This is a genomic window from Methyloversatilis sp. (assembly GCF_965284615.1).
Lineage (GTDB): Bacteria > Pseudomonadota > Gammaproteobacteria > Burkholderiales > Rhodocyclaceae > Methyloversatilis.
In genome coordinates this window covers 1,085,197-1,110,286 of sequence record NZ_OZ260098.1, presented here as the reverse complement: position 1 = coordinate 1,110,286, position 25,090 = coordinate 1,085,197, and the positions used below count along the sequence as shown (strand labels likewise).

The following is a 25,090-nucleotide window of genomic DNA, read 5'->3' as shown; positions in this document are numbered from 1 at the left end:
CTCCTCTAGGAAAGACAGGCGGCGTTGATCACGCCGACCACCAGCGATACCGTGCCCATCAACGCCCCCATCGCCACATTGTTCGCTTCGATCGCCGCCTTCATTTCCGGCAGACTGCGCTCGATCAGCAGATAGGCGGCCATCTGCACCACCGCCGCCAGCGTGCCCCAGGCGATGAACATCAGGTAATGGTCGTTGTGCAGGATGCTGGACGCGACGGTCAGCGAGAAGCCGATGATGGCGCCGGCCAGCGACAGTGCGGCGGCGGTGCAGCCGCGGCGGATCAGCGGCATTTCGTGGAAGGGCGTGAAGCGTACATAGACGGCCGCGAACAGGCCGACCATGATCAGCCCGGACAGCAGGTGCTTCATGTACAGGTAGAACTGATCCACCGGCAGTTGCGGCATGATTGCGCGTCTCCAACCTTCTGTGCGTTCTGTGCGCACGCACTCTAGCCGCTGCCCCATGCCGCCGCAATCCCGCCCCGAACCCGATCTGCATGGCACCGAGACACGCGGCACGGACGCCGGCTCGCCCCACCCCGGACTGATCGTCGCGGTTTTCGTCGTCGCCTCCTGCGGCCTCGCCTACGAACTGATCGCTGGTGCGATCGCCAGCTATCTGCTGGGCGAGTCGGTGCTGCGCTTTTCCACCATCATCGGCACCTATCTGTTCGCGATGGGCATCGGCTCCCACCTGTCGAAGTACGTCGATGACAACGCGGTGCTGGCCCGTTTCATCGACATCGAACTGATGGTCGGCCTGCTCGGCGGCCTGTCCGCCTGCGCACTGTTCCTGATCTACGCCTGGGCGGGCAGCCCCTTCCGCGTGTCGCTTTACGCCATCGTGCTGCTGATCGGCGTACTGGTGGGCATGGAGATCCCGCTGGTGATGCGCCTGCTGCATCAGCGCAAACAGGCTTTCGAGGCCTTGGTGAGCAGGGTGCTCACCTTCGATTACCTCGGCGCGCTGGTGGTGTCCCTGCTGTTCCCGCTGGTGTTCGCGCCGCTGCTCGGGCTGGCGCGCACGGCGGTGGTATTCGGCCTGCTCAACGCCGGCATCGGTCTGTGGGTGACCCGTCGCTACCGCGCGGAACTGCCGCAGGCGCGCGCGCTGATGCTGCGCGGCTGGCTGGTGCTGGCGGTGCTGCTGGCCGCACTGGCCTGGGCGCAGAAGCTGACCGACGCGGCCGAGGCCGGCCTGTACGGCGACGCCATCGTGCATCAGGAAACCACGCCCTTCCAGCGCATCGTGCTCACCCGCTGGCAGGACGACACACGGCTCTACCTGAACGGCAACCTGCAGTTCTCGACCCGCGACGAGCACCGCTACCACGAGGCGCTGGTACATCCGGCACTGGCGGCGCTGCCGCAGGCCAAGCGCGTGCTGGTGCTGGGCGGCGGCGACGGACTGGCGGTACGCGAGGTGCTGAAGTACCCGCAGATCGAGCAGGTGACGCTGGTCGAACTCGATCCGGCGATGACCCGGCTGTTCCGCGACACTGATGCGCTGGCCGCGCTGAACGGCTTCGCGCTGCGCGATGCGCGCGTGAGCACCGTCAACGCCGACGCCGCGCAATGGCTGGAGACCGCGCCGGGCCCGGGTTGGGACCTCATCGTTGCCGATTTTCCCGACCCGTCACACTACGCGCTGGGCAAGCTGTACGCGGTGCCCATGTACCGTCTGATGGCGCGCCAGCTGGCGCCTGGCGGTCTGATCGTTGTGCAGTCCACCTCGCCCTGGTATGCGCCGCGCGCCTACTGGTGCGTGGACGCGACGTTGCGCGAAGCCGGCCTGAACACCGCGCCCTATCACGCCAACGTGCCCAGCTTCGGCGACTGGGGCTTCATCATCGCCGGCCGCGACGCCGGCTACCGGCCGCCGCTCGATCTGCCCGCCGCCCTGCGCCACCTCGACGCACACACGCTGGCGCAGATGTTCGACTTCCCGCCGGACATGCGCGCGCCGGCAGTCGAACCGAACCGGCTGAACACGCAGATGCTGGTGCACTACTTCGAAGAAGACTGGTCACGGCAGATGCGATGAAGCGCCGCCGCTTCCTGACCGCCGCCGCCAGTCTGCCGCTGCTCGCCGCCTGCGGCGACGCGCGTACGCCGCCGACGATCACTGTGCTGCGTCCTGGCATGCGCGAAGGCCATGCACTGCGCGACGCCGTCGCCGTGCCCCCACCCTCCGGCGAACTGCGCTGCGCGGTCGCCATCCTCGGTTCCGGTGTCGCCGGGCTGAGTGCGGCCTGGCGGCTGGCGCGCGAGGGGCAGCGCGACGTGGTGCTGGTCGATGGCCCGGAACCCGACGGCAACGCCGCCGCCGGCGCGCTCGGCGGCCTCGCCTGCCCACGTGGTGCGCACTATCTGCCGCTGCCCGGCCGCGATGCGATGCACGTGCGTGAAATGCTGGCCGACCTCGGCGTGCTGCGCGGCGATCCGCGCGACGCCGCACCCGAATACGACGAACAGGCGCTGGTTCATCCGGCCGCCGAGCGCACGCTGGCCGGTGGCATCTGGCACGAGGGCCTGCTGCCGCGATCGACGGTGGACGACGCAGCCGCGGCCGATCGCTTCGAGGCGGCGATGCGCGACTGGGCGGCACGTCGCGGCGCAGATGGTCTGTTCGCCTTCACCGTGCCGCTGGCCGCCTGTTCGCGCGATGCCGCGCTGCGTGCACTCGACCGCGTCAGCTTCGCCGCCTGGCTCGATGCGCAATCGCATCGCCACCCGGCGCTGCGCCGCTACATCGACTATGCGATGCGCGACGACTACGGTGCGCCGGCCGGCGCCATCTCGGCCTGGGCCGGCCTGCACTACTTCTGCAGCCGGCGCGGCGAAGCCCGCAACGCCGAGGCCGGCACGGTACTGACCTGGCCGCAGGGCCTGTCGGCGCTGACCGGCGGCCTGCGCAGAAAGCTTGGCGCGACGCGGACGCTGGCCGGGCACGCCGTGCAGCTGCGGGCCGGACGCAGCGGAGTGAACATCACGGTGCTGGCGCCCGACGGGCGCAGCCTGCTGCTGCAGGCCGGGCATGCCATCTGCGCGATGCCTTTGCACGTCGCCCGCCGCATCGACCCCGAACTGGCGGTCGCTCTGACGCGCGAAGCGCTGCCACCCACCGCGCCATGGCTGGTCGCCAACGTGCTGCTCGATGGCTTTCCGCACGAGCGGGCGGGTGTCGATCTGGCGTGGGACAACGTGGTGCACGACGGTCGCGGCCTCGGTTATGTGGTCGCCACGCATCAACTCACCCGTGTCGCCCGCCCACCGGCAACGGTGTTCACCGCCTATCAGTCGGGCTGGACGAGCGCCGACGAGGCCCGCCGCTGGCTGGCCTCGGCCGACGACGCGGCGCTGCTGGAGCTCGCCCTCGCCGACCTCGACCTCGCCTACGACGGGCGCTGGCGCCGCCGCATCCGTGCGGTCGAACTGGTGCTGCGCGCGCACGCGATGGCGATACCGCAACCAGGGTTCATCGACGCGCCAGCGCGCGCCCTGTGTGACCGCGACGGGCGCGTGCTGCACGCCCATGCCGATGTCAGCGGTCTGTCGCTGTTCGAGGAGGCTGCGTGGTGGGGCGATCGAGCGGCACGGATGGTACTGGGTCGCCACTGAGCAGCTCACCCGCCTGCGGCGAAGCCGCCGGCAGCCAGACGTCGATCTGCAGGAGGCCTTCCGCCGCGTCGGTCGCGTCGAGCGTGCGCGCCTCGACCCGGCCGTCGTGCAGGTTCACGATTTCGCGGCAGATGGCGAGGCCGGCGCCGGTCCCGCCACCGGGCGGACGCTGTATCGCAGCCGGGCCGAACGGATCGAACAGGCTGTTCAGTTCCCGTTCCGTCAGGTGGGGGCCCTTGCTGCACACACGGATCGTCACGCCGCCGCGTCCGTCATGCGAACTGGCCGATAGCTGCACGTCAACCGGGCTGTCCGACGATGAACGACGGATTGCATGGTCGAGCACTGTGCGCAGAGCCTGCTGCAGCCGCACCGGGTCGGCGTCTATCGCCACATCGGCGCCGCCGGTCTGCGGCGTCACCGAGATCTGCTGCGCACCAGCACTGGCGCGCAGTGCCTCGTCGAGCAGTTCATGCGCTGCGCACAGGCTGCGCTGCAGGCGCAGCGTGCCGTTACCCAGACGCGACAGATCGAGCAGCTCATCGACCTGAGCGAGCAGCCGCTCACCGTTTTCACGGATCACCTCGAAACGATGGCGAGTGACGTCGCACAACGGAGGGCGACCGCGCAGCGCGATGCGGGCGAAGCCCAGAATGGCGTGTATCGGCGTGCGCAGTTCGTGCGACACACCGGCGAGGAAGGCGCTCTTCGCACCATTTGCCAACTCGGCCAGGCGCTGCGCGGCGGCGCCGTCCTTCAGCTGCACCTCGATCAGCTCGGTGAACCGGTCGCGGTGGCGCAGCAGTTCGGCTTCCGCGTGGTGGCGCGCGCGCTCGCGCAGGCCGGCTTCGAGAATGAGGCCGAAGGTGCTGGCCGCCACCTGCACGCTGGCCAGACGCTCGTCATCAATCCGGCCGTCCTTCGCGGCCAGACCGATCAGGCCGGTCAGCTGCTCGCCGCGGGTGACCGCGATGCAGAGCAGACCCCGTCCGGCGGCCGAGTCGACCCCCGCAGCGACAATGCTGCCCGACGCGCAGCCACGGCTGCCCGTCCTGAGCACGCCTTCGATCAGGTCGGCGCGCTCGCTGAGCCAGTCGGTCTCGCGACAGGCCAGCAGGCCGATGTGCGCCGTGCCGTTCGCGTCGCGGGCGATTTCGCCGAGAAAGCCGTCGTCGCAGCCGGACAGCTCGCACAGGATGTCGAGCATGCCGGCGCACACTGCATCCGCCGGCTCGCCGGCGATGAAGCGCGCCTGCAGCCGGCCGAGCATCGCGAACTGGTCGCGGCTGCGCGCCAGCGCGGCTTCGACGCGCTTGCGCTCGCTGATGTCGCGCGCGTAACCGACCGTGCCCAGCAAGCCGCCGTCCTCGTCCAGCACCGGCGCCGTCCATGCCTCGAACCAGTGACGCCGATCACCGCTGTCGATGACCGACTCCGAATACTTGGGTGCCCGGCTCTGCAATACCTCGATGTCCTCGACACGATAGGCGATCGCCTGCTCGGTCGGCCAAAGATCGTCGTCGTCGAGGCCGCGCGCATCGTCCGGGTGGGCCAGCCCGCCGGCCTCGGCCAGCGGCCGGTTGACGGCCAGGAAGCGCAGATCGCGGTCTTTCAGCCATACCATGAAAGGGAAGTTGTCGAGCAGCGCCCGCTGGTAGCGCATCGCGCGTCGCAACTCGCCCTGCATCCGGTAAGGCTCGCTCATGTCCTGAACGATGCCGGCCAGACGAGGCGTGTCGCCCTCCTGTCCAGACTCCAGACGGCCCTCGAACAGAATCCGGCGCACATCACCCCGCCCGTCGGTCAGACAGACCTCGGTCCGGTGACGCGCACCTGCCAGCGCGGCGCGCCAGGCTCGCTCAAGCTGCCCCCGGTCCTCGACGGCAACATGGCCGAGCAGATCATCGAAACCGCGTACGCGGGTCGCGTCCAGCCCGAGAATCGCGAGCGCCCGCGGCGACCAGTCGAAAGCCCCTGCCTCGTGTTCCCAGGTGCCGGTACGTCCGAGCGTCTGCGCGCGTTCGAGCACGCCGTGCAGGTGATCGAGTTCGCGCCGTGTGGCGTCCAGCCTCGTCCCGGCCGCCCACAGCGCGACGCAGGCGATCAGGGTCGGCACCAGCGTCAGCGCGACGCCGGATCCCGCAGAGCGCGCGCGCACCGCGGCGCCGAACAGATGCGACAGATCGGCAGCCAGCAGTCCGGCTGTCAGTGCGAGCAGCAGGTAGGCCAGCCAGTGGCGGGCGACATGGCGACCGAAATGGAACAGCGAGCGCATCGGCACGTTAAGGTCAGCGGGGTTCGGGCGACCTGTATTGAACGGCCGCCGAGCGGCGAATCTTGAGCCTTGGCCGGAACGGCCGGACGATGTGAAAGGCATCACGGACCGCAGCCGGGTCCGGCGCATGAAATCGCCATGCACGATGCGCGCCGAGGCGCCAGCGCGCTAGACTGCCCATCAGCATCAGGACATGCAGGAGGGGCATTTGCCGTCCGCCGACACCCCGCAGCCAAAACATATCCAGAACGACAGACGCCTCCGCCACCGCATGGACGCGAACGCGCGCAGCCTGTCGCCGGGTAATCGTCTGTTCCTGCTGTGGCCGTTGATCGCCATCGTGCTGTTGCTGCTGGCCCTGGCCGCGCTGAGCATGGAAATCATGTCCGGCGCCCGCGCCTATGTCAGCGGCGAGAGCCTGTGGAGCAAGGGGCAGAAGGCGGCGGTGATGCACCTGCTCAATTACGTCGCCTCGGGCGACCAGGCCGACTACGCGGACTACCGCCGCAACATCGGCGTTACGCTCGGTGACCGCCGGGCACGCGAAGCGCTCGACCGCCCGGACCCTGACCGCGCTGCAGCAGCTGAAGGCTTCCTCGATGGCGGCAACGACGCGGGCGACGTGCCCAGCCTCATCCGCCTGTTCGTCTGGTTCCGCTGGGCGCCACCGATGCGCGAGGCGATCGATCTGTGGACCGAGGGCGACCGGCTGATCGGCGAGATCGACGCCGTGGCGCGCGTCGCCCACAGCCAGATCAGCGCAGGCGGCCTGACGGCCGACGAGCGCACGGTGCTGACCCTGCGCGTGCGCCAGCTCAATGACGCACTGGAGTCGGTGGCCGTCCGCTTCTCATGGACACTCGGCGACATTTCGCGCCGCATACACCGCGGCCTGAATGTTGCCATGCTGGTGGTCAGCAGCCTGTCGCTGGTCGTCGGCGTGATGCTGACGCGACGCATGCTGCGCGAGTCGCAGCAGGTCGAACTCGATCTGCGAACGAGCGAAGCCAGCCTGCGCGAGGCTCAGCGTCTCGCCGAAGTAGGCAGCTGGTCGCACCGCGTCGATCGCGGGCAGACAGAGTGGTCGGACCAGGCGCGGCGCATGCTCGGAGGCGACGACGGCGGCTGGATGCCCGCCTGGGGCGACTATCTCGACCGCATTGCCGATGCCGACCGCGGTCGCATCGAAGCGGCATGGAAGGCGGCGTGCAGCGAGGGCCGGCCGTATGAGGCCGAGTACCGCATCCAGGTCCCGGGCCGCGGCCAACGCTGGATACACGAGCGCGGCAATCCGGTCAGCAACACCAGCGGCGAGGTGGTCATCATTGACGGTACGGTGATGGACGTATCCAAACGCCGCGACGCGGAAGAGCGCGTTCGCCAGCTCGCCCATTACGACGAACTGACCGGCCTGCCCAACCGCACCCTGTTCCAGATCGAACTGCAGCGCGCGCTGGTCGCCGCACACGCGCTGGACACGCGGCTCGCGCTGATGTTCATCGACCTCGACCGCTTCAAGATCATCAACGACACGCTGGGGCACGACGCTGGCGATCTGGTGCTGGTCGAGGTCGCGCAGCGCCTGCGCGCCTCGCTGCGCGACACCGACATCGTCGCCCGCTTGGGCGGCGACGAGTTCGTCGTGCTGATCGAAGGCATCGAAGCCAACAGCGAGGCAGCTGCCGTTGCGCAGAAGGTGCTCGAACAGATCGGTCGTCCGATCGCCATCGACGAACGCGATTACTCGGTCACCGCCAGCATCGGCATCAGTCAGTACCCGACCGATGGTCAGGACGTGCAGACCCTGCGCAAGAACGCCGACCTCGCGATGTATCGCGCCAAGGAAAAGGGCAAGAACCAGTACGAGTTCTACTCGGTATACATGAGCCGGCGTTCGTCGCAGCAGCTGGCGCTGGAGGCGGATCTGCGCCAGGCGATGGAACGCGGCGAACTGGTCGTGCATTACCAGCCGCGGGTGCGCGTGGCCGGCGGCGCGGCGCGCGTCGTCGGCTGCGAAGCGCTGCTGCGCTGGCAGCACCCGCAGCGCGGCCTGCTGCCGCCGGGCCAGTTCGTCGGCATGGCGGAGGAAACCGGCCTCATCGTGCCGATCGGCCTGTGGGTACTCGAAACCGCCTGCCGCCAGAACGCAGCGTGGCGCCAGGCTGGGCTGCCGCCGATCAGCGTGTCGGTCAATGTATCGGCCCGTCAGCTGGCCGATCGCGGCTTTGCCGACCAGGTCGGCCGCGTGCTCGAACACAGCGGCATGGCGGCCGACGCGCTTGAACTGGAAATCACCGAAAGCCTGCTGATGGATCACCCCGAGCGTTCGGTCAAGCTGCTGCATGCGCTCAACGCGCTCGGCGTGCGCATTGCCATCGACGATTTCGGCACCGGCCACTCGTCGCTCGCCTACCTGAAGCGCTTCCCGATCGACTGCATCAAGATAGACCGCGCCTTCGTTGCCGATCTGCCCGACGAGGCGGACGCCTGTTCGATCGCCCGCGCCATCGTCGCGCTGGCGCACAGCCTGCAGCGTTCGGTCGTGGCGGAGGGCGTCGAGACCGCGGCGCAGCGCGACTTCCTGCTGCAGCAGGGCTGTGACGAGTTCCAGGGCTTCCTGTTCAGCGCGGCGGTGGACGCCGACACGTTCGCGACACTGCACAAGGCCGCGACCGAGCCGGCAAACGCCTGATAGTCCGGGGCCGCAGGCTGCGGTGCGGTAGAATCCGAGCCGGAAGTCCGCCGGGCAACCGCGGCGCGCAAGCGCGGAGGAAAGTCCGGGCCCCGCAGAGCAGGATGCCGGCTAACGGCCGGGCGCAGCAAGCCGCGCGAAAGCGCGGCCCAAGGCGACGGAAAGTGGAACAGAAAACATACCGCCGATGGCCGCAAGGCACAGGCAAGGTTGAAATGGTGCGCCTTCGGGCGGGCGGCAACGCCGGGTAAGAGCCCACCGCGTGTGCGGCAACGTGCACGGCATGCAAAACCCCATCCGGGGCAAGGCCAAATAGGGAAGCCATGACGCGGCTCGCGTCGCTTCCGGGTAGGCTGCTCGAGCGGCGTGGTAACACGTCGCCCAGATGAATGGTTGCCGGTGCGCACGCGCACAACAGAACCCGGCTTACAGGCGGACTTCCACTCCAGCCCCCGTCAGTCTCCCGCATTTCCCCACTCGGCTGCACACCCGCCCCACTTTCGTCCACTTCGCCCCACGAAGCGGCATGGCGCGGGCATCTGTTCACACCGCACATTCAGTTCATTTTCTATCCCATTAAAAACAAAGGGTTTTTATTTCACGACTTTGTGGAATATTACCGCTAAGTCCTTGTTGCAGAAATAGATTTAGCGCATTCCAGCTATTGACCACCCGTCGCTTGATGGCTAAAGTGGAGCAATATTGGATAAGAAGTGGAGTGATTGTGGGAAAGACAACTCTGACCGCCACTCCAGCCCGTCGCCGCTGACGGGCTTACACGGGCACGCGCATGTTCTACGGGACGACCCGCCTCACCATGGATGACAAGCACCGCATCGTCATCCCCGCTCGTCCGCGCAAGAAGCTGATGGACATGTGCGAGGGCGAGGTGGTGATGACGGCGCGCACCCGCGAGCACATCCTTCTCTATCCGCTGCCCGAATTCGAGGCCCTGCTCGCCCGCCTCGACCAGCTGCCCGATCTCGATCAGGCCAGCAACGACTTCAAACTCAGCTTCACCGCCAATGCGCGCGACGAGTCCATCGATCGCGCCGGCCGCCTGCTGCTCGGCGCCGACCTGCGCGAGCGCGCCGGCCTGACCAAGGGCGTCATGCTGGTCGGCCGTGGCAACCGCTTCGAACTGTGGGATGAAGGCCGCTGGAACGCCGAAGCGGCTGCGCGTGACGCCCGCGAGGGCGCAGTGCCCCTGCCGTCTGAAGTCATCAGTTCCTTCAGGCTCTGAGAATGGTGCCCCCACGCTCACTTCGTTCGCTGCCCCCCAAGGGGGCGGCGCTCGCCCTTGGGACGGCCCGGCGGGCGGCGCTCGTGCCCCCACGCTCACTTCGTTCGCTGCCTTCCGACGGCGCAACGCCCGCACGTTGGGTGGCCCGGCAGACGGCGCTTCCGTCCTCGCAGACGTCCGGGCGGGGTTGAGATGGAGCACATCCCCGTACTGCTCGCCGAGGCGCTGGACGCACTGGCGGTGCGTCCCGATGGCGTTTACGTCGATGGCACCTTCGGTCGCGGCGGGCACAGCCGCGCGCTGCTCGCGCGCCTGGGTCCGGGCGGCCGGCTGATCGCGCTCGATCGCGATCCGTCCGCCATCGCCGCCGGTCAGGCCATCACCGACCCGCGTTTCACGCTGGTGCACGCGCGCTTCGCGGAAATGGGCGCAGAACTCGAACAACTGGGCGTGCACGGCGTGGATGGCGTGCTGCTCGATATCGGCGTGTCGTCACCACAGCTCGACGAAGCTGCGCGCGGCATGAGTTTCAGGCAGGACGCACCGCTGGACATGCGCATGGACACCAGCCGGGGCGAAACAGTGGCGCAGTGGCTCGCCCGCGCCGACGAAGCAGACATCAGGGAGGTCATCAGGGACTATGGCGAAGAACGGTTTGCTTCAGCGATTGCAAAGGCGATTGTTGCTGCTCGGAGCGAGCGGCCTGTTGACACCACATACCAGCTTGCCCAGATCGTGGCGGCCGCTGTCCGCACGCGCGAGGCGGGCCAGCATCCGGCGACGCGCAGCTTTCAAGCTCTACGGATTTTCATCAATCAGGAGCTTGAAGAGCTGTCGCTAGTGCTGCCGCAGGCGCTGGCCGCGCTCAGACCGGGCGGCCGGCTGGCGGTGATTTCCTTCCACTCGCTGGAAGACCGCATCGTCAAGCGTTACATGGCCGATCAGGCCTCGCCGCCGCAGCCACCGCGCAACCTGCCGCTGCGTGCCGACCAGCTGCCGAAGCCAACGATGAAACTGATCGGCCGCTTCCGCGCCGGCAACGACGAAGTCGCGCGCAATCCGCGCGCGCGCAGCGCCACGCTGCGCGTGGCCGAGAAGGTGGCCTGACGTGCTGCGCCTGAACTTCGTGCTGATCGCCACGCTGGTCATCAGCGCCATCGCGCTGGTGTCGTCGCAGCACCGCTCGCGCGCGCTGCACACCGAACTCGAACGCGAGCTCACGCGCATGCGGGTACTCGAAACCGAGTGGGGCCAGCTGCAGATCGAACAGGGCTCGCTGGCCGCGCACGCGCGCATCGCCGGTCTGGCCGAATCCAAGCTCAAGATGCGCGCGCCGGAACGCGACCGCGTCATCGTCATCGACCCCTCCGAGGCCGGACAATGAAGTTCGCCCACAACCCGCTGCTCGCCGAACTGCTGCCCGCCTGGCGCGCCCGCCTGATGCTGGTGGTCATGATGGTGCTGTTCGGTGGTCTGGTTGCCCGCGCCTTCTGGCTGCAGGTGGTGAACGACGAGTTCTATCAGCGCAAGGGTGAGGAACGTTTCTCGCGCGTGCTGCCGACCCCGGCCTCGCGCGGCCGCGTGCTCGACCGCAACGAACAGGTGCTGGCGATGAGCACCCAGGTGTCGGCCATCGTCGCCGAATCGCGCCCGACGCGTAACGATGCCAAGGCCAACCCGCGCGACATCGGCGCCGAGAAACTCACGCCGGCACAGATCCGCCAGCTGGCCGAACTGCTGGGCATGGACCACCGAGAGGTGGCGCGCAAGATTCCGGAGAACCGGGGTCGCAGCTATCTGAAGCGTCAGGTGCCGCCCGAGGTCGCGAAACAGGTGCTCGCGCTGAAGCTGCCGGGCATCCGCTCGGAACCCGAGTACCGTCGCTATTACCCGCACGGCGAGGTGAGCGCGCACGTGGTCGGCTTCACAGGCATGGACGACAAGGGTCTCGAAGGCATCGAACTGGCGATGAACCGTCCGCTGACCGGCAAGGTCGGGGCGCGCCGCGTCATCACCGACGCGCGCCGCAACGTGGTCGAGGACGTCGAGGTCCTGTCGCCGCCGCGCGACGGCGGCGACGTGCGGCTGGCCATCGATACCCGTCTGCAGTTCCTGGTGCACAGCCGGCTCAAGCAGGCGGTCAGCGAACACAAGGCACGCGCGGGCAGCGCCGTGGTGGTCGATTCGCGCACCGGCGAAGTGCTGGCGCTGGCCAACTGGCCGACCTACAACCCGAACAACCGCGAACAGCTGTCCGGCCCGCCGCTGCGCAACCGCGCCTTCACCGACACCTACGAGCCCGGTTCGACCATCAAGCCCTTCATCGCCGCGATGGCGCTGGAAAGCGGCCGCTACACCTTCGACACGCCGGTTGATTGCGCCGGCAAGCTCACTTTCGGCCGTCACTCGATCGGCGACGCACACCCGCACGGCACGCTCAGTCTGGCCGAGGTGATCCAGAAGTCGTCGAACATCGGCGTGGCCAAGATCGCCGGCACTTTCAAGCCGTCCGAAATGTGGCAGACCTACGACCAGCTCGGCTTCGGCTCGCCGCTGCGCCTCGGTTTCCCCGGCGAGGCCGGCGGCCGTCTGCGCCCGGCAGCGAACTGGAAGCCGGTCGAGCAGGCCACGATGTCCTACGGCCACGGCATGTCGGTCACGCTGATGCAGATGGCGCGTTCCTATCTCGTGTTCGCGCGCGATGGCGACCTGATCCCGCTGTCGCTGACCCGCGTTGACACGCCGCCGATCAACGGCCTGCAGGTGTTCTCGGCACAGACCGCGCGCGAAGTGCGCCGCATGCTCGAAATGGCCGCCGGTGCCGGCGGCACCGCACCGAAGGCACAGATTCCCGGTTACCGCGTCGCCGGCAAGACCGGTACCGCGCACAAGCTCGAAGGCGGCAGCTACGCGAACAAGTACATCGCGTCCTTCGTCGGCTTCGCACCGGTGTCCGACCCGCGCTACATCGTCGCGGTGATGATCGACGAACCGTCCAACGGTGTGCACTACGGTGGCCAGGTCGCCGCCCCGGTGTTCTCCGACATCATGAACGCCACGCTGCGCGCCACCGGCGTACCGCCGGACGCACCGGTGCCTGTGCTTCAGATGGCACGCAACAGCGCAACCGGCAAGGAGGGCTGGTGAGCACCGCCCGCTCCGCAGCCGTCGTGGCCCGCGTGCGTGACGCGCTGTCCCGTCACGGCATTGCGCCGCGCGCGCTGCGCGCAGATTCGCGTCAGGTGCGAGCGGGCGACCTCTTCTTCGCCCTGCCCGGCCAGCGCACCGACGGTCGTCGCTTCATCGACGCGGCCATCGAGCGCGGTGCCTGCGCGGTGGTGTGCGAAGGGGGCGGCGCGCCGACAGCCGCCGCAGTACCGGTGATCGAGGTCGATTCGCTGCGCAGTCACGCCGGCGCGCTGGCCGACGATCTGCTCGACCGCCCCTCCGCCGCGCTCCATGTGATCGGCATCACCGGCACCAACGGAAAGACCTCGGTCAGCCAGTGGATCGCCCAGGCCATGGACCTGCTCGGCACGCGCTGCGGCGTCATCGGCACGTTGGGCAGCGGCCTGCCCGGCGAGCTGTCGGAATCGGTCAACACCACGCCGGACGTGGTCAGCGTGCATCAGACCCTGGCCGACCTGCGTGCCGCGGGCGCCAGCGCCTGCGCGATGGAAGTGTCGTCGATCGGCCTCGACCAGGGACGCATCGACGGCGTCCGGATCCACACCGCGGTGTTCACCAACCTGACCCGCGACCACCTCGACTATCACCCGGACATGCAGCATTACGCGGCCGCGAAGGCCACCCTGTTCTCCCACCCCGGCCTGTGTGCCGGGGTGATCAACACCGACGACGCTTTCGGCCGCTCGCTGGCCGGCGAAGTCGCGGCACGGCTGCCGGTCACCGGCTGCGCGCTCGACGCCGAGCTGCCGCACGGCGTGCACGGACTGCGCGCCCGCAACGCCGATCTGGCGCACGGCCTGCGCTTCGACATCGAGCACGGCAACGAGCGGGCGCATGTCGACGCCGCCCTGGTCGGCCGCTTCAACATCCAGAACCTGCTCGCCGTCACCGGCAGCCTGCTGCATGCGGGCGTAACGCTGGCCGACGCCGCACGCGTCGCCGGTCAACTGCTGCCGCCGCCCGGCCGCATGCAGCGGCTCGGCGGTCACGGCGAGCCGCTGGTCGTGGTCGACTACGCACACACGCCGGACGCACTGGAGCAGGCGCTGCGTGCGCTGCAGCCGGTGGCCGAAGCACGGCGCGGCAAGCTGCTGTGCGTGTTCGGCTGTGGCGGCGACCGCGATCCAGGCAAGCGACCGCTGATGGGGGCCGTCGCCTACGAACACGCTGCCCGCACCTGGATCACCTCGGACAACCCGCGCAGCGAAAACCCGGAGGCCATTCTCGACGACATCGCCGCCGGGCTGCCAGCCTGTGCCGACGTGCTGCGCGAGGCCGATCGCGCGCTCGCGATCCGCGCCGCCATCAGCACGGCCGACGCGCGCGACGTGGTACTGATCGCTGGCAAGGGACACGAGCACTATCAGGAACGCATGGGTCTGCGTACGCCCTGGTCCGACGCCGACCAGGCCGCCGCCGCCCTCGCCGTCCGCGGAGGCGTGCAATGAACGCACTGTGGAAGGCCTCCGACGTCGCGGCCGCCTGCGGCGGCACGCTGAGCGGCCCCGACGTCAACATCGCCGGCTTCTCGACCGACAGCCGCGCGGTGAAGGCCGGCGACCTGTTCGTCGCGCTGCGCGGCGAGCGCTTCGACGCGCACGACTTCATCGCCGACGTGCAGGCAGCGGGTGCGGCCGCCGCGGTGATCGCCGCCGACTGCGCGCACACCACGGGCACGCTGATCCGTGTGGCCGATACCCGCACGGCACTGGGCGACATCGCCCGCGCCTGGCGCAGCCGCTTCACGCTGCCGCTGATCGGCGTCACCGGCAGCAACGGCAAGACCACGGTGAAGGAAATGATCGCCGCCATCCTGCGCGCACACGCGCTCGGCGTCGGCTGGAATCCGGACACGACGGTACTGGCCACGCGCGGCAACCTGAACAACGATGTCGGCGTTCCGCTGATGCTGTTCGGCCTGCGCGCGACGCACCGCATGGCGGTGATCGAGATGGGCATGAACCACCCGGGCGAGATCGCCTGGCTGGCCGGCATGGCGAAACCGACCGTGGCGCTGGTGAACAACGCCCAGCGCGAGCACCTGGAATTCATGAACAGCGTGGCCGAAGTCGCGCGCGAGAACGGCGACGTGTTCGACGTGCTCGGTGCCGACGGCATTGCCGTGGTCAATGCCGACGACGATTTCGCCGACTACTGGTGCGGCCGCAACGCGGCGCGGCGCGTGCTGCGCTTCGGTCTCGACCACGCTGCCGAAGTGTTCGCCACCGCCACGCCGGAAGGCCTGGGCTACCGCCTCGACCTGCGCGGCGCCTTCGGCACCGCCCGCATCGTGCTGCGCGTGCCCGGCCTGCACAACGCACGCAACGCGCTGTGCGCCGCCACCGCCGCGCTGGCCGCGGGTGCCGACATGGCCGCCGTGGTGTGGGCGCTGAACCGCTTCGAGGGCGTCAAGGGGCGTCAGCAGGTACGTGCCGGGCTGGGCGGCAGCACGGTGATCGACGACAGTTACAACGCCAACCCCGATTCGGTGCGCGCCGCCATCGACGTACTTGCCAGCGCAGCGGGCCGGCGCATCCTGGTGCTCGGCGACATGGGCGAGGTCGGCGACCAGGGCCCCGAATTTCACCGCGAAGCCGGCGCCTACGCACGCGAACGCGGCATCGACGCGCTGCACGCGCTCGGTGAAGCCTCCACGCACGCCGTCGCCGCTTTCGGCGCTGGCGCCCTCCATTACCCCGATCACGCCTCGATCGCCGACGCGCTGCGCCCCCAGCTCGACGCCCGCACCACGGTGCTGGTCAAGGGCTCGCGCTTCATGCGCATGGAACGCGTCGCCGAGGCGCTGCTCGCACACACCGGACAGGACAACCATGCTTCTTGAACTTGCCCGCTGGCTGGCGCAGGACATCCGCGCATTCAACGTTTTCAACTACATCACGCTGCGCGCAGTGCTGGCGATGATGACTTCGCTCGCCATCTGCTGGATGTTCGGCCCGATGCTTATCCGCAAGCTGACCGAATACAAGATCGGTCAGGCGGTGCGCGACGACGGCCCGAAATCGCATCTGACCAAGGCCGGCACGCCGACCATGGGCGGCGCCCTCATCCTGATCGCGCTCGGTGTCACGACGCTGCTGTGGGCCGACCTGTCGAACCGCTACGTCTGGGTGGTACTGGTCGTCACGCTGGGCTTCGGCGCCGTGGGCTGGGTGGACGACTGGCGCAAGGTGGTGCATCGCAACCCGAAGGGCCTGCCGGCCAAACCGAAGTTCTTCTGGTCGTCGGTGTTCGCCGCTGGCGCCGCGGTGTACCTCGGCCTGACCGCCCAGGTGCCAGCCCAGCTCGAACTGATCGTGCCCTTCTTCAAGACCGTGGCCTACCCGCTCGGCGCCATCGGCTTCATGGTGCTCACCTACTTCGTCATCGTCGGCACCAGCCACGCGGTAAACCTGACCGACGGCCTAGACGGCCTCGCGACGATGCCGGCCGTGATGGTGAGCGGCGCGCTCGCCATCTTCGCCTACGTCGCCGGCAACGCGGTGTTCTCGCGCTATCTGGGTGTGCCCTTCATCCCCGGCGCCGGTGAGCTGGCCATATTCTGCGGCGCGCTGTGCGGCGCCGGCCTCGGCTTCCTGTGGTTCAACGCCTATCCGGCAGAAGTGTTCATGGGCGACGTCGGCGCGCTGGCGCTGGGCGCCGCGCTCGGCACCGTGGCGGTGATCGTGCGTCAGGAAATCGTGCTGTTCATCATGGGCGGGCTGTTCGTCGCCGAAACGTTGTCGGTGATGATCCAGGTGCTCTACTTCAAGTGGTCCGGCGGCAAGCGCATCTTCCGCATGGCGCCGCTGCACCACCACTACGAGCTGGGCGGCTGGAAGGAAACGCAGGTGGTCGTGCGCTTCTGGATCATCACGCTGATGCTCGTGCTGTTCGGCCTCTCCACGCTGAAGCTGCGGTGACATGAACGCCCCCCACGCACTCTCCGTCCACACGGCACAGGCCCCGCACCGCCAGCGCCGCGCGCCGTCCTGCGGGTCGCGGAGCGCACGATGAGTCTCCTCGGTACCCACGTCCTCGTCCTCGGCCTCGGAGAATCCGGCCTGGCCATGGCACGCTGGTGCGCCCGCCAGGGCGCCGAGCTGCGTGTGGCGGACAGCCGTGCCGCGCCGCCCGGGCTGGATGCGCTGGCGCGTGACATTCCGGCGGCCGAGCTGCGCTGCGGGCAGTTCGACGACAGCCTGCTCGACGGCATCGTGCTGCTGGCGCTGTCGCCCGGTCTGGCGCCGCACGAACCGCTGGTGCAGGAAGCCAAACGTCGCGGCATCGAAGTGGTCGGCGAGATCGAACTGTTCGCACGCGCGCTGCGCGACCTCGGCTGGCGCGAACGCACGAAGGTGATCGCCATCACCGGCACCAACGGCAAGACCACCACCACCACGCTGACCGGTGCGCTGTGCCGTGCCTGCGGGCTGGTCACCGAGGTGGCCGGTAACATTTCGCCGGCCGCGCTCGACGCCCTGATGCGCGTGCTCGACGCCGGCACGGTGCCCGATGCCTGGGTACTCGAACTGTCGAGCTTCCAGCTCGAAACCACCGAAACGCTGGACGCCGACGCCGCCACCGTGCTCAACGTGACGCAGGACCACCTCGACCGTCACCCGGGCGGCATGCCGGCCTACGCGGCCGAGAAGGCGCGCATCTTCGGCGCGCATACGGTGCAGGTGCTGAACCGCGACGACCCATGGGTCGCCGCGATGCGCCGCGACGGTGCACGCGCCATCGGCTTCGGCGACGGCGTGCCGACTGCCGGCGATTACGGACTGGCCGAGCGCGATGGCAGCACCCAGCTGATGCGCGGCACGCAGCCGCTGCTCGCACTCGACGACATGAAGCTGGCCGGCCGCCACAACGCACACAACGCGCTCGCAGCCCTGGCGCTGTGCGAGGCCGCCGGCCTGCCACTGGACCGCTGCGTCGCCGCACTGCGCGACTTCGCCGGCCTGCCGCACCGCGTCGAAACGGTGCTCGACGCCGGCGGCGTGCGCTTCATCGACGACTCCAAGGGCACCAATGTCGGCGCCACGGTGGCGGCCATCGAAGGTCTCGGTCAACCGCTGGCCATCATCCTCGGCGGCGACGGCAAGGGGCAGGATTTCGCGCCACTCGGCCCGGTGTGCGCGCGCCACGCCCGCTTCTGCGCGCTGATCGGCCGTGACGCACCGGCCATCGCCGAAGTGCTCACCGCCCACGGCGTTCCTTACCGCAGTTTCGCCACGCTGGAAGAGGCCACCCGCGCCGCGTACGCCGCCGCCGCGCCGGGCGACGCCGTGCTGCTGTCGCCGGCCTGCGCCAGCCTCGACATGTTCCGCAACTACGCACACCGCGCCGAGGTGTTCATCGCCGAAGCGCGTCGCATCGCGGCCGAAGGAGTGCGTTCATGAGCGGCAGCATGAGACTTGATTCGTCGCGCTTCGGCGAATCACCGAAGCCGGCCGAACTCGACCCCTGGCTGCTGTGGCCGGCGGTCGCGCTGCTGCTGATCGGCCTCGTCATGGTGTACTCGGCGTCGATCGCGGTCGCCGACAGCAGCCGCTTCACCGGCAACAAGCAGGAGTTCTTCCTGATCCGCCAGGCGGTGTTCCTCGCCATCGGTGGCGTGGCGGCGCTGATGGCCTTTCAGGTGCCGATCCGCACCTGGCAGGCGTGGTCGATGTGGCTCTTCCTCGGCGGCATCGTGCTGCTGGTGCTGGTAATGATTCCGGGCATCGGCAGCGTCGTGAACAACTCGCGCCGCTGGATCAACCTCGGCCCGGTGAACCTGCAGCCGTCCGAACTGGTGAAGCTGTTCACCGTGCTCTACGCCGCCAGCTACATCGTGCGCCGGCTGCCGGAGATGCACTCCTTCCGTCGCGCCTTCGTGCCGATGACCGTGGTCATCCTGCTGGTCGGCGCACTGCTGGTGGCCGAGCCCGATTACGGCGCATTCGTCGTCATCGTGCTGATCGCCTTCGGCATGCTTTTCCTCGGCGGCATCAACGGCAAGCTGTTCTTTTCGCTCGGCGTGGTCGCGCTGGTCGGTTTCGCGCTGATCATCCGCTTCAACGAACTGCGCTGGGGCCGCTTCATCGCCTTCCTCGATCCGTTCAACAACGACCCGCTGGGCAAGGGCTACCAGCTCACCCACTCGCTGATCGCCTTCGGCCGCGGCGAGTGGTTCGGCGTCGGCCTCGGCGGCAGCGTCGAGAAACTGCTCTACCTGCCGGAAGCGCACACCGACTTCCTGCTGGCGGTGATCGGCGAGGAACTCGGTCTGGTCGGTGTGGCGACGGTGATCGGCCTGTTCGCGCTGGTGGTGCACCGCGCCTTCGCCATCGGCCGACGCGCCCTGCTGCTGGAGCGCGCATACGCCGGTCTGGTCGCCCAGGGCGTCGGCATCTGGTTCGGCGTGCAGGCCTTCATCAACATGGGCGTGAACGTGGGCATCCTGCCGACCAAGGGCCTGACGCTGCCGCTGATGAGCTACGGCGGCTCCGGCATCCTGGTCAATTGCGTCGCGCTGGCCATCCTGTTGCGCATCGACTGGGAGAACCGTCGATGAGCGGCACCGCGCTGATCATGGCCGGCGGCACCGGCGGCCACATCTACCCGGGCCTCGCGGTGGCCGACGAACTGCGCGCGCGCGGCTGGCGCATCGTCTGGCTGGGCAACGCCGACGGCATGGAAGCGCGCATCGTGCCGCCGCGCGGCTACGAACTGCAGTGCATCCGCTTCACCGCGCTGCGCGGCAAGGGCCTGCTGCGCAAGCTCATGCTGCCGCTCAATCTGCTGCGCGGTTTCTGGCAGGCGCTCGGCGTGCTCGGTCGCGTGAAGCCGCAGGTGGTGCTCGGTCTTGGCGGCTACGTCACCTTCCCCGGCGGCATGATGGCCGCACTGCGCGGCATTCCGCTGGTGCTGCACGAACAGAATTCGATTGCCGGGCTGGCCAACCGCGTGCTCGCCGGCGTTGCCGACCGCGTGCTCGGTGGCTTCCCGGATGCACTGCCGAAAGCCGAGTGGACCGGCAATCCGGTACGCGCCGACATCGCGGCGCTGCCGACGCCGGTCGAGCGTTTCGCCGGCCGCAGCGGTCCGCTGAACATCCTGGTGGTCGGCGGCAGCCTCGGCGCCCAGGTGCTGAACGACACGGTGCCGCAGGCCCTGGCGCAGATTCCGGAAGCAGAGCGCCCGCAGGTGATCCATCAGGCGGGCGAACGCAATATGCCGGCGCTCGAATCGGCCTACGCGGCAGCGGGCGTGCGCGGCACGCTGCAGCCCTTCATTCAGGACATGGCCGGCGCCTACGCGCAGGCCGACCTGGTCATCTGCCGCGCTGGCGCGCTTACCGTCGCCGAACTGGCGGCCGCCGGTGTGGCCTCGGTGCTGGTGCCGCTGCCGCACGCGGTTGACGACCACCAGACAGGCAACGCGCGCTTTCTCGCCGACGCCGGAGCGGCTGAACTGATGCCGCAGACGGCGCTGAACGCCGGCTCGCTGGCCACCCTCATCCGTTCGCTCGACCGCGCCCGTCTGCTCGATATGGCACAGCGCGCACGCGCCCTCGCCCGCCCCGGCGCGACGTCCGAGGTGGCCGACATCTGCGCAGCACTCGCGCAAGGACAACAGAAATGAAACACAAGATCAGCCACATCCATTTCATCGGTATCGGCGGATCCGGCATGAGCGGCATCGCCGAAGTGCTGCTCAACCAGGGTTACGTGGTCAGCGGTTCGGACATCGCCGACAACGCGGTCACCCGCCGCCTCGCCGCGCTCGGCGCGCGCGTCGTGCAGGGTCACGCGGCCGACAACATCGCCGGTGCCGACGCGGTCGTCACCTCGACCGCGGTCAGCGCCGACAACCCTGAAGTCGTGCGCGCACGCGAGCGGCAGATTCCCATCGTGCCGCGTGCACAGATGCTGGCCGAGCTGATGCGCATCAAGCAGGGCGTGGCGGTCGCCGGCACCCACGGCAAGACCACCACCACCTCGCTGATCGCCAGCTGCCTGGCCGAAGGCGGACTGGACCCGACCTTCGTCATTGGCGGCCGGCTCAACTCGGCCGGCGCCAACGCGCGGCTGGGCACCGGCGAGTTCCTGGTGGCCGAAGCCGACGAGTCCGACGCGTCCTTCCTGTTCCTGTCGCCGGTCGTGTCGGTCGTGACCAACATCGACGCCGACCACATGGACACCTATGGCCACGACTTCTCGAAGCTGAAGCAGGCCTTCGTCGACTTCCTGAACCGGCTGCCCTTCTATGGCGTCGCGGTGCTGTGCGCCGACGATGCCAACGTCCGCGAAATCATTCCGCAGGTACCGAAGCAGATCATCCGCTACGGCCTCGATCCGAACGCCCAGGTGCGCGCCGAGAACGTGCGCGCCGACGGCACACGCATGATCTTCGACGCGGTGCGCGTCAATGGCACGACCACCCGCATTCCGGTCGAGCTGAACCTGCCGGGCCTGCACAACGTGCGCAACGCGCTGGCCGCCATCGCCGTGGCCAACGAGGTCGGCGTATCGGACGACGCCATCGTGCGCGCGCTCGGCGAATTCAAGGGCGTGGGTCGCCGCTTCACCCGCCACGGCGAGATCGCGCTGCCGGCCGGCGGCAGCTTCACGCTGGTGGACGACTACGGCCACCACCCGGTCGAAATGGCCGCCACGCTCGAAGCGGCGCGCGGCGCCTACCCCGGCCGGCGCATCGTGCTGGCCTTCCAGCCGCACCGCTACACGCGCACGCGCGACTGCTTCGAAGACTTCGTGCGCGTGCTGTCGGGCGCCGACGCGGTGGTGCTGACCGAGGTGTACGCCGCCGGCGAAGCGCCCATCGTCGCTGCCGACGGCCGCGCGCTAGCGCGCGCGCTGCGCGTTGCCGGCAAGGTCGAGCCGGTATTCGTCGAAGACATCAACGCGTTGCCGCAGACCCTGCTCGACACGGTGCGCGACGGCGACGTCGTGCTCGGCATGGGCGCTGGCTCCATCGGGCAACTGCCCGCCAAATTCGCACAGGACATCCAGAAATGAGTACCCACGACACCGCCGCACTGGGCAAGGTCGCCGTGCTGTTCGGCGGCAGCTCCGCCGAACGCGAAATCTCTATCATGTCGGGCAGCGCGGTGCTGGCCGCGCTCCAGGAACAGGGCGTCGATGCCCACGCCTTCGACCCGGCGGAACGCGATCTGTGGGAACTGAAACGTGACGGCTTCGACCGCGCCTTCATCGCGCTGCATGGCCGCGGCGGTGAGGACGGCACGATACAGGGCGCACTCGAATGCCTCGGCATTCCCTACACCGGCAGCGGCGTGATGGCCTCGGCCATCGGCATGGACAAATGGCGCACGAAGATGGTGTGGCTGTCAGCCGGCCTGCCGACGCCGCGCTATAAGCTGCTGCACGCCGGCAGCGATTTCCGTGCCGTGGCGAACGAACTTGGATTGCCGCTGTTCGTGAAGCCGGCACGCGAAGGATCCAGCGTCGGCGCCACCAAGGTGACCCGCATCGAGGATCTGGAAGTCGCCTACGAAAAGGCCGCGCGCTGCGATCCGCTGGTACTGGCCGAACAGTTCATCAGCGGCCGCGAGCTGACCGCGCCCTTCCTCGGCGACATGGCGCTGCCGCTGATCCGCATCGAAGCACCGCAGGGGAACTACGACTACCAGAACAAGTACTTCACCGACGACGTGAAGTACCACTGCCCGAGCGGGCTCGACGCCGATCTCGAACAGGAGATCCAGGATCTGGTCATGCGCGCCGCGCGGCTGATCGACTGCCGCGGCTGGGGCCGCGCCGATCTGATGCTGGGCGAGGACGGCCGCCCCTGGCTGCTCGAAATCAACACCTCGCCGGGCATGACTTCGCACTCCTTGGTGCCGATGGCCGCACGTGCGGTCGGCATCGAGTTCGGTGAACTGTGCCTGCGCATCCTGGAGTCGGCCCGCCTTGGCTAAAAAGCCCTCAGCGCGCAACAAGGCCACGCAGCGCCGCGACGACGGCGGTCTGTGGGACAGCCCGCGCGCGCTGACGATGATCGCCGACGTGATCCTGCTGCTGGCGAGTGCGGCGATCGGCTATGCGCTGGTGATCATGGTCACCCGCATGCCGGTGCTGCCGCTTCAGTCGGTGACGCTGACGCGCGCGCCGGCCAACGTGAGTGCCGCGCAGATCGAGGACGCCGCGCGCCGCGCCGTCACCGGCAGCTTTCTCACCACCGACATCGAGCGCGCACGCACCGTGTTCGAAAGCCTGCCCTGGGTGCGCCACGCCACGGTGCGCCGGGTGTGGCCCGGTTCGCTGGAGATCGACATCGAGGAGCACGTCGCGGTCGCGCGCTGGTGGGTGCCGCCGAACGTGCCAACGCGCATGGTGAATGCCCAGGGCGAACTGTTCGTGGCCGAACACGAGGCTGCGCTGCCGCTGTTCATCGGACCGGATGAGGACTCGGCCAGCATGCTGGCCCGCCACCTTGAATGGAGCGATCTGCTGGCGCCGATGCAGCGGCAGATCAGCAAACTCGTGCTGACGCGCCGCCAGGCCTGGCAGTTGCAGCTCGACGACGGAACGCGGCTCGAACTCGGTCGCGAGGAGGAGAAGTCGCCGATCGCCGAACGGCTCGCGCGCTACGTCAACACCCAGCCGGAAATCCTGCGCCGCGGCGCGCAGAAAGTGATCTACGCCGATCTGCGCTACCCGAACGGCTACGCAATACGAATGAGCAGCACTGAACACCAGGACAGACCATGACAAGAGACAGCAAGGACCTCATCGTCGGCCTCGACATCGGCACCTCGAAGATTTCGGCCGTCGTCGCACAACTCGGCAGCGACGGGCGACTCGACATTCTCGGCCTCGCGACCCAGGAGGCGCAGGGCCTGAAGAAGGGTGTCGTGGTCAACATCGAAGCCACCGTCGATTCGATCTCGCGCGTGATCCAGGAAGTCGAGCTGATGGCCGACTGCAAGGTGCGCGAAGTGTTCACCGGAATCGCCGGAAGCCACATTCGCAGCTTCAACTCCAATGGCGTTGTCGCCATCAAGGACAAGGAAGTCACCCGCCTCGATCTCGAACGCGTGGTCGAAACCGCGCGCGCGATGCCGATTCCGGCAGATCAGGAAATCCTGCACACGCTGACCCAGGAATTCATCATCGACGGCCAGGACGGCGTGCGCGAGCCGATAGGCATGAGCGGCAAGCGGCTCGAAGTGCGCGTGCACATCGTGACCGGCGCCGTGTCGGCGGCGCAGAACATCATCAAGTGCGTGCGCCGCTGCGGCCTCGAAGTGGTGGACCTCGTGCTGCAGCCGCTGGCGTCCAGCCAGGCCACGCTGTCGGAGGACGAAAAGGATCTGGGCGTCTGCCTGATCGACATCGGCGGCGGCACGACTGACATCGCCATCTTCACCCAGGGTGCGATCCGCCACACGGCCGTCATCCCGATCGCCGGCGACCAGATCACCAACGATATCGCGATGGCCCTGCGCACGCCGACCGCCGAGGCGGAAGACATCAAGCTGCGCTACGGCGTGGCGATGTCGGCACTGGCCGACGCCGAGGACATGATCGAAGTGCCGGGCATCGGCGACCGCGGCCCGCGCCGCATGTCGCGTCAGGCACTGGCCGACGTGATCGAGCCGCGCGTATCGGAGCTGTTCGAACTCGTGCAGGCCGAGCTGCGACGCAGCGGCTACGAGGAATTGCTGTCGTCCGGCGTCGTGCTGACCGGCGGCAGCGCAACCATGCGTGGCATGGCGGATCTGGCCGAGGACGTGTTCCACCTGCCGTCGCGCGTGGGGGTGCCCGAATGCAGCGGCAACCTTGCCGACGTGGTGCGCCATCCGCGCTACGCGGCGGCGATCGGACTGGTGATGGAAGGCGCCGCGCAGCGTCGTCGCGGACAGGTTGCGCGCGAAACGAGGAACGTCCGTCAGGTGCTGGCCAACATGCGCTCCTGGTTCGAAAGAAATTTCTGAAATTCGGGACGCAAACGGCATCTACGGCATGCGTTGCACTAAGTTTAGTCGTATACTTGCGCGCAATCACTAAATCTAGTGGTGGCGCGCGTTTTGTAGCCAT

The 25,090-nt window shown here is 68.4% G+C and carries 19 protein-coding genes and 1 other RNA gene; 18 read left to right on the top strand and 2 right to left on the bottom strand.

The window, feature by feature from the left end:
- Positions 1-5 precede the first annotated feature (5 nt).
- Entirely contained in the window at positions 6-407 is a 402-nt protein-coding gene (locus tag ACQ66H_RS05390) for a DUF350 domain-containing protein (RefSeq protein ID WP_019919281.1), read from the bottom strand.
- A gap of 58 nt (positions 408-465) precedes the next feature.
- Between ACQ66H_RS05390 and ACQ66H_RS05385 the strand changes: the two genes are divergently transcribed.
- Complete coding sequence (locus ACQ66H_RS05385; protein WP_430433125.1) at positions 466-2,046, top strand: polyamine aminopropyltransferase; 1,581 nt, start codon at positions 466-468, stop codon at positions 2,044-2,046.
- On the top strand, positions 2,043-3,623 hold the full coding sequence (locus ACQ66H_RS05380) for an NAD(P)-binding protein (RefSeq protein WP_430433124.1): 1,581 nt from the start codon (positions 2,043-2,045) through the stop codon (positions 3,621-3,623). Before ACQ66H_RS05385 ends, ACQ66H_RS05380 begins: the two co-directional genes overlap by 4 nt.
- On the opposite strand, the gene ACQ66H_RS05375 is transcribed toward ACQ66H_RS05380, so the two are convergent.
- A complete protein-coding gene (locus tag ACQ66H_RS05375; RefSeq protein ID WP_430435596.1) occupies positions 3,547-5,898 on the bottom strand; it encodes a PAS domain-containing sensor histidine kinase in 2,352 nt (783 codons plus the stop codon). The genes ACQ66H_RS05380 and ACQ66H_RS05375 overlap by 77 nt on opposite strands.
- Before the next feature lie 271 nt (positions 5,899-6,169).
- Between ACQ66H_RS05375 and ACQ66H_RS05370 the strand changes: the two genes are divergently transcribed.
- The 16 genes from ACQ66H_RS05370 to ftsA all read left to right on the top strand — a co-directional run bounded on the left by ACQ66H_RS05370 (position 6,170) and on the right by ftsA (position 24,987).
- On the top strand, positions 6,170-8,590 hold the full coding sequence (locus ACQ66H_RS05370) for a putative bifunctional diguanylate cyclase/phosphodiesterase (RefSeq protein ID WP_430433123.1): 2,421 nt from the start codon (positions 6,170-6,172) through the stop codon (positions 8,588-8,590).
- Between the two features lie 42 nt (positions 8,591-8,632).
- Positions 8,633-9,035: RNase P RNA component class A (rnpB, locus tag ACQ66H_RS05365), an RNA gene on the top strand.
- A 345-nt stretch (positions 9,036-9,380) separates the two neighbouring features.
- The gene (mraZ, locus tag ACQ66H_RS05360; RefSeq protein WP_019919286.1) at positions 9,381-9,833 is read left to right on the top strand and encodes a division/cell wall cluster transcriptional repressor MraZ; all 453 of its coding nucleotides are present in this window, start codon (positions 9,381-9,383) and stop codon (positions 9,831-9,833) included.
- 192 nt (positions 9,834-10,025) lie between these two features.
- Positions 10,026-10,940 (top strand): 16S rRNA (cytosine(1402)-N(4))-methyltransferase RsmH, encoded by a 915-nt coding sequence (rsmH, locus tag ACQ66H_RS05355; protein WP_430433122.1) that lies wholly within the window; start codon positions 10,026-10,028, stop codon positions 10,938-10,940.
- A 1-nt stretch (position 10,941) separates the two neighbouring features.
- Positions 10,942-11,217, top strand: a complete 276-nt coding sequence (gene ftsL / locus ACQ66H_RS05350) for a cell division protein FtsL (protein WP_024300597.1) — start codon at positions 10,942-10,944, stop codon at positions 11,215-11,217.
- Positions 11,214-12,980 (top strand): peptidoglycan D,D-transpeptidase FtsI family protein, encoded by a 1,767-nt coding sequence (locus ACQ66H_RS05345; protein WP_430433121.1) that lies wholly within the window; start codon positions 11,214-11,216, stop codon positions 12,978-12,980. The genes ftsL and ACQ66H_RS05345 overlap by 4 nt, the downstream gene beginning before the upstream one ends.
- A complete protein-coding gene (locus tag ACQ66H_RS05340; protein ID WP_430433120.1) occupies positions 12,977-14,470 on the top strand; it encodes a UDP-N-acetylmuramoyl-L-alanyl-D-glutamate--2,6-diaminopimelate ligase in 1,494 nt (497 codons plus the stop codon). Before ACQ66H_RS05345 ends, ACQ66H_RS05340 begins: the two co-directional genes overlap by 4 nt.
- On the top strand, positions 14,467-15,864 hold the full coding sequence (locus ACQ66H_RS05335; RefSeq protein WP_430433119.1) for a UDP-N-acetylmuramoyl-tripeptide--D-alanyl-D-alanine ligase: 1,398 nt from the start codon (positions 14,467-14,469) through the stop codon (positions 15,862-15,864). The genes ACQ66H_RS05340 and ACQ66H_RS05335 overlap by 4 nt, the downstream gene beginning before the upstream one ends.
- Positions 15,854-16,942, top strand: coding sequence for a phospho-N-acetylmuramoyl-pentapeptide-transferase (gene mraY, locus ACQ66H_RS05330; protein ID WP_019919292.1), 1,089 nt, complete (start codon positions 15,854-15,856; stop codon positions 16,940-16,942). The genes ACQ66H_RS05335 and mraY overlap by 11 nt, the downstream gene beginning before the upstream one ends.
- A 90-nt stretch (positions 16,943-17,032) precedes the next feature.
- A complete protein-coding gene (murD, locus tag ACQ66H_RS05325) occupies positions 17,033-18,424 on the top strand; it encodes a UDP-N-acetylmuramoyl-L-alanine--D-glutamate ligase (RefSeq protein ID WP_430433118.1) in 1,392 nt (463 codons plus the stop codon).
- Positions 18,421-19,581: a putative lipid II flippase FtsW gene (gene ftsW / locus ACQ66H_RS05320; protein ID WP_430433117.1), complete on the top strand. Its 1,161-nt coding sequence runs from the start codon at positions 18,421-18,423 to the stop codon at positions 19,579-19,581. Before murD ends, ftsW begins: the two co-directional genes overlap by 4 nt.
- A complete protein-coding gene (gene murG / locus ACQ66H_RS05315; protein ID WP_430433116.1) occupies positions 19,578-20,651 on the top strand; it encodes an undecaprenyldiphospho-muramoylpentapeptide beta-N-acetylglucosaminyltransferase in 1,074 nt (357 codons plus the stop codon). Before ftsW ends, murG begins: the two co-directional genes overlap by 4 nt.
- A complete protein-coding gene (murC, locus tag ACQ66H_RS05310; RefSeq protein ID WP_430433115.1) occupies positions 20,648-22,045 on the top strand; it encodes a UDP-N-acetylmuramate--L-alanine ligase in 1,398 nt (465 codons plus the stop codon). Before murG ends, murC begins: the two co-directional genes overlap by 4 nt.
- On the top strand, positions 22,042-22,968 hold the full coding sequence (locus ACQ66H_RS05305; protein WP_430433114.1) for a D-alanine--D-alanine ligase: 927 nt from the start codon (positions 22,042-22,044) through the stop codon (positions 22,966-22,968). Before murC ends, ACQ66H_RS05305 begins: the two co-directional genes overlap by 4 nt.
- Positions 22,961-23,761 (top strand): cell division protein FtsQ/DivIB, encoded by an 801-nt coding sequence (locus ACQ66H_RS05300; protein WP_430433113.1) that lies wholly within the window; start codon positions 22,961-22,963, stop codon positions 23,759-23,761. The genes ACQ66H_RS05305 and ACQ66H_RS05300 overlap by 8 nt, the downstream gene beginning before the upstream one ends.
- The gene (gene ftsA / locus ACQ66H_RS05295) at positions 23,758-24,987 is read left to right on the top strand and encodes a cell division protein FtsA (protein ID WP_019919299.1); all 1,230 of its coding nucleotides are present in this window, start codon (positions 23,758-23,760) and stop codon (positions 24,985-24,987) included. The genes ACQ66H_RS05300 and ftsA overlap by 4 nt, the downstream gene beginning before the upstream one ends.
- Positions 24,988-25,090: the final 103 nt, after the last annotated feature.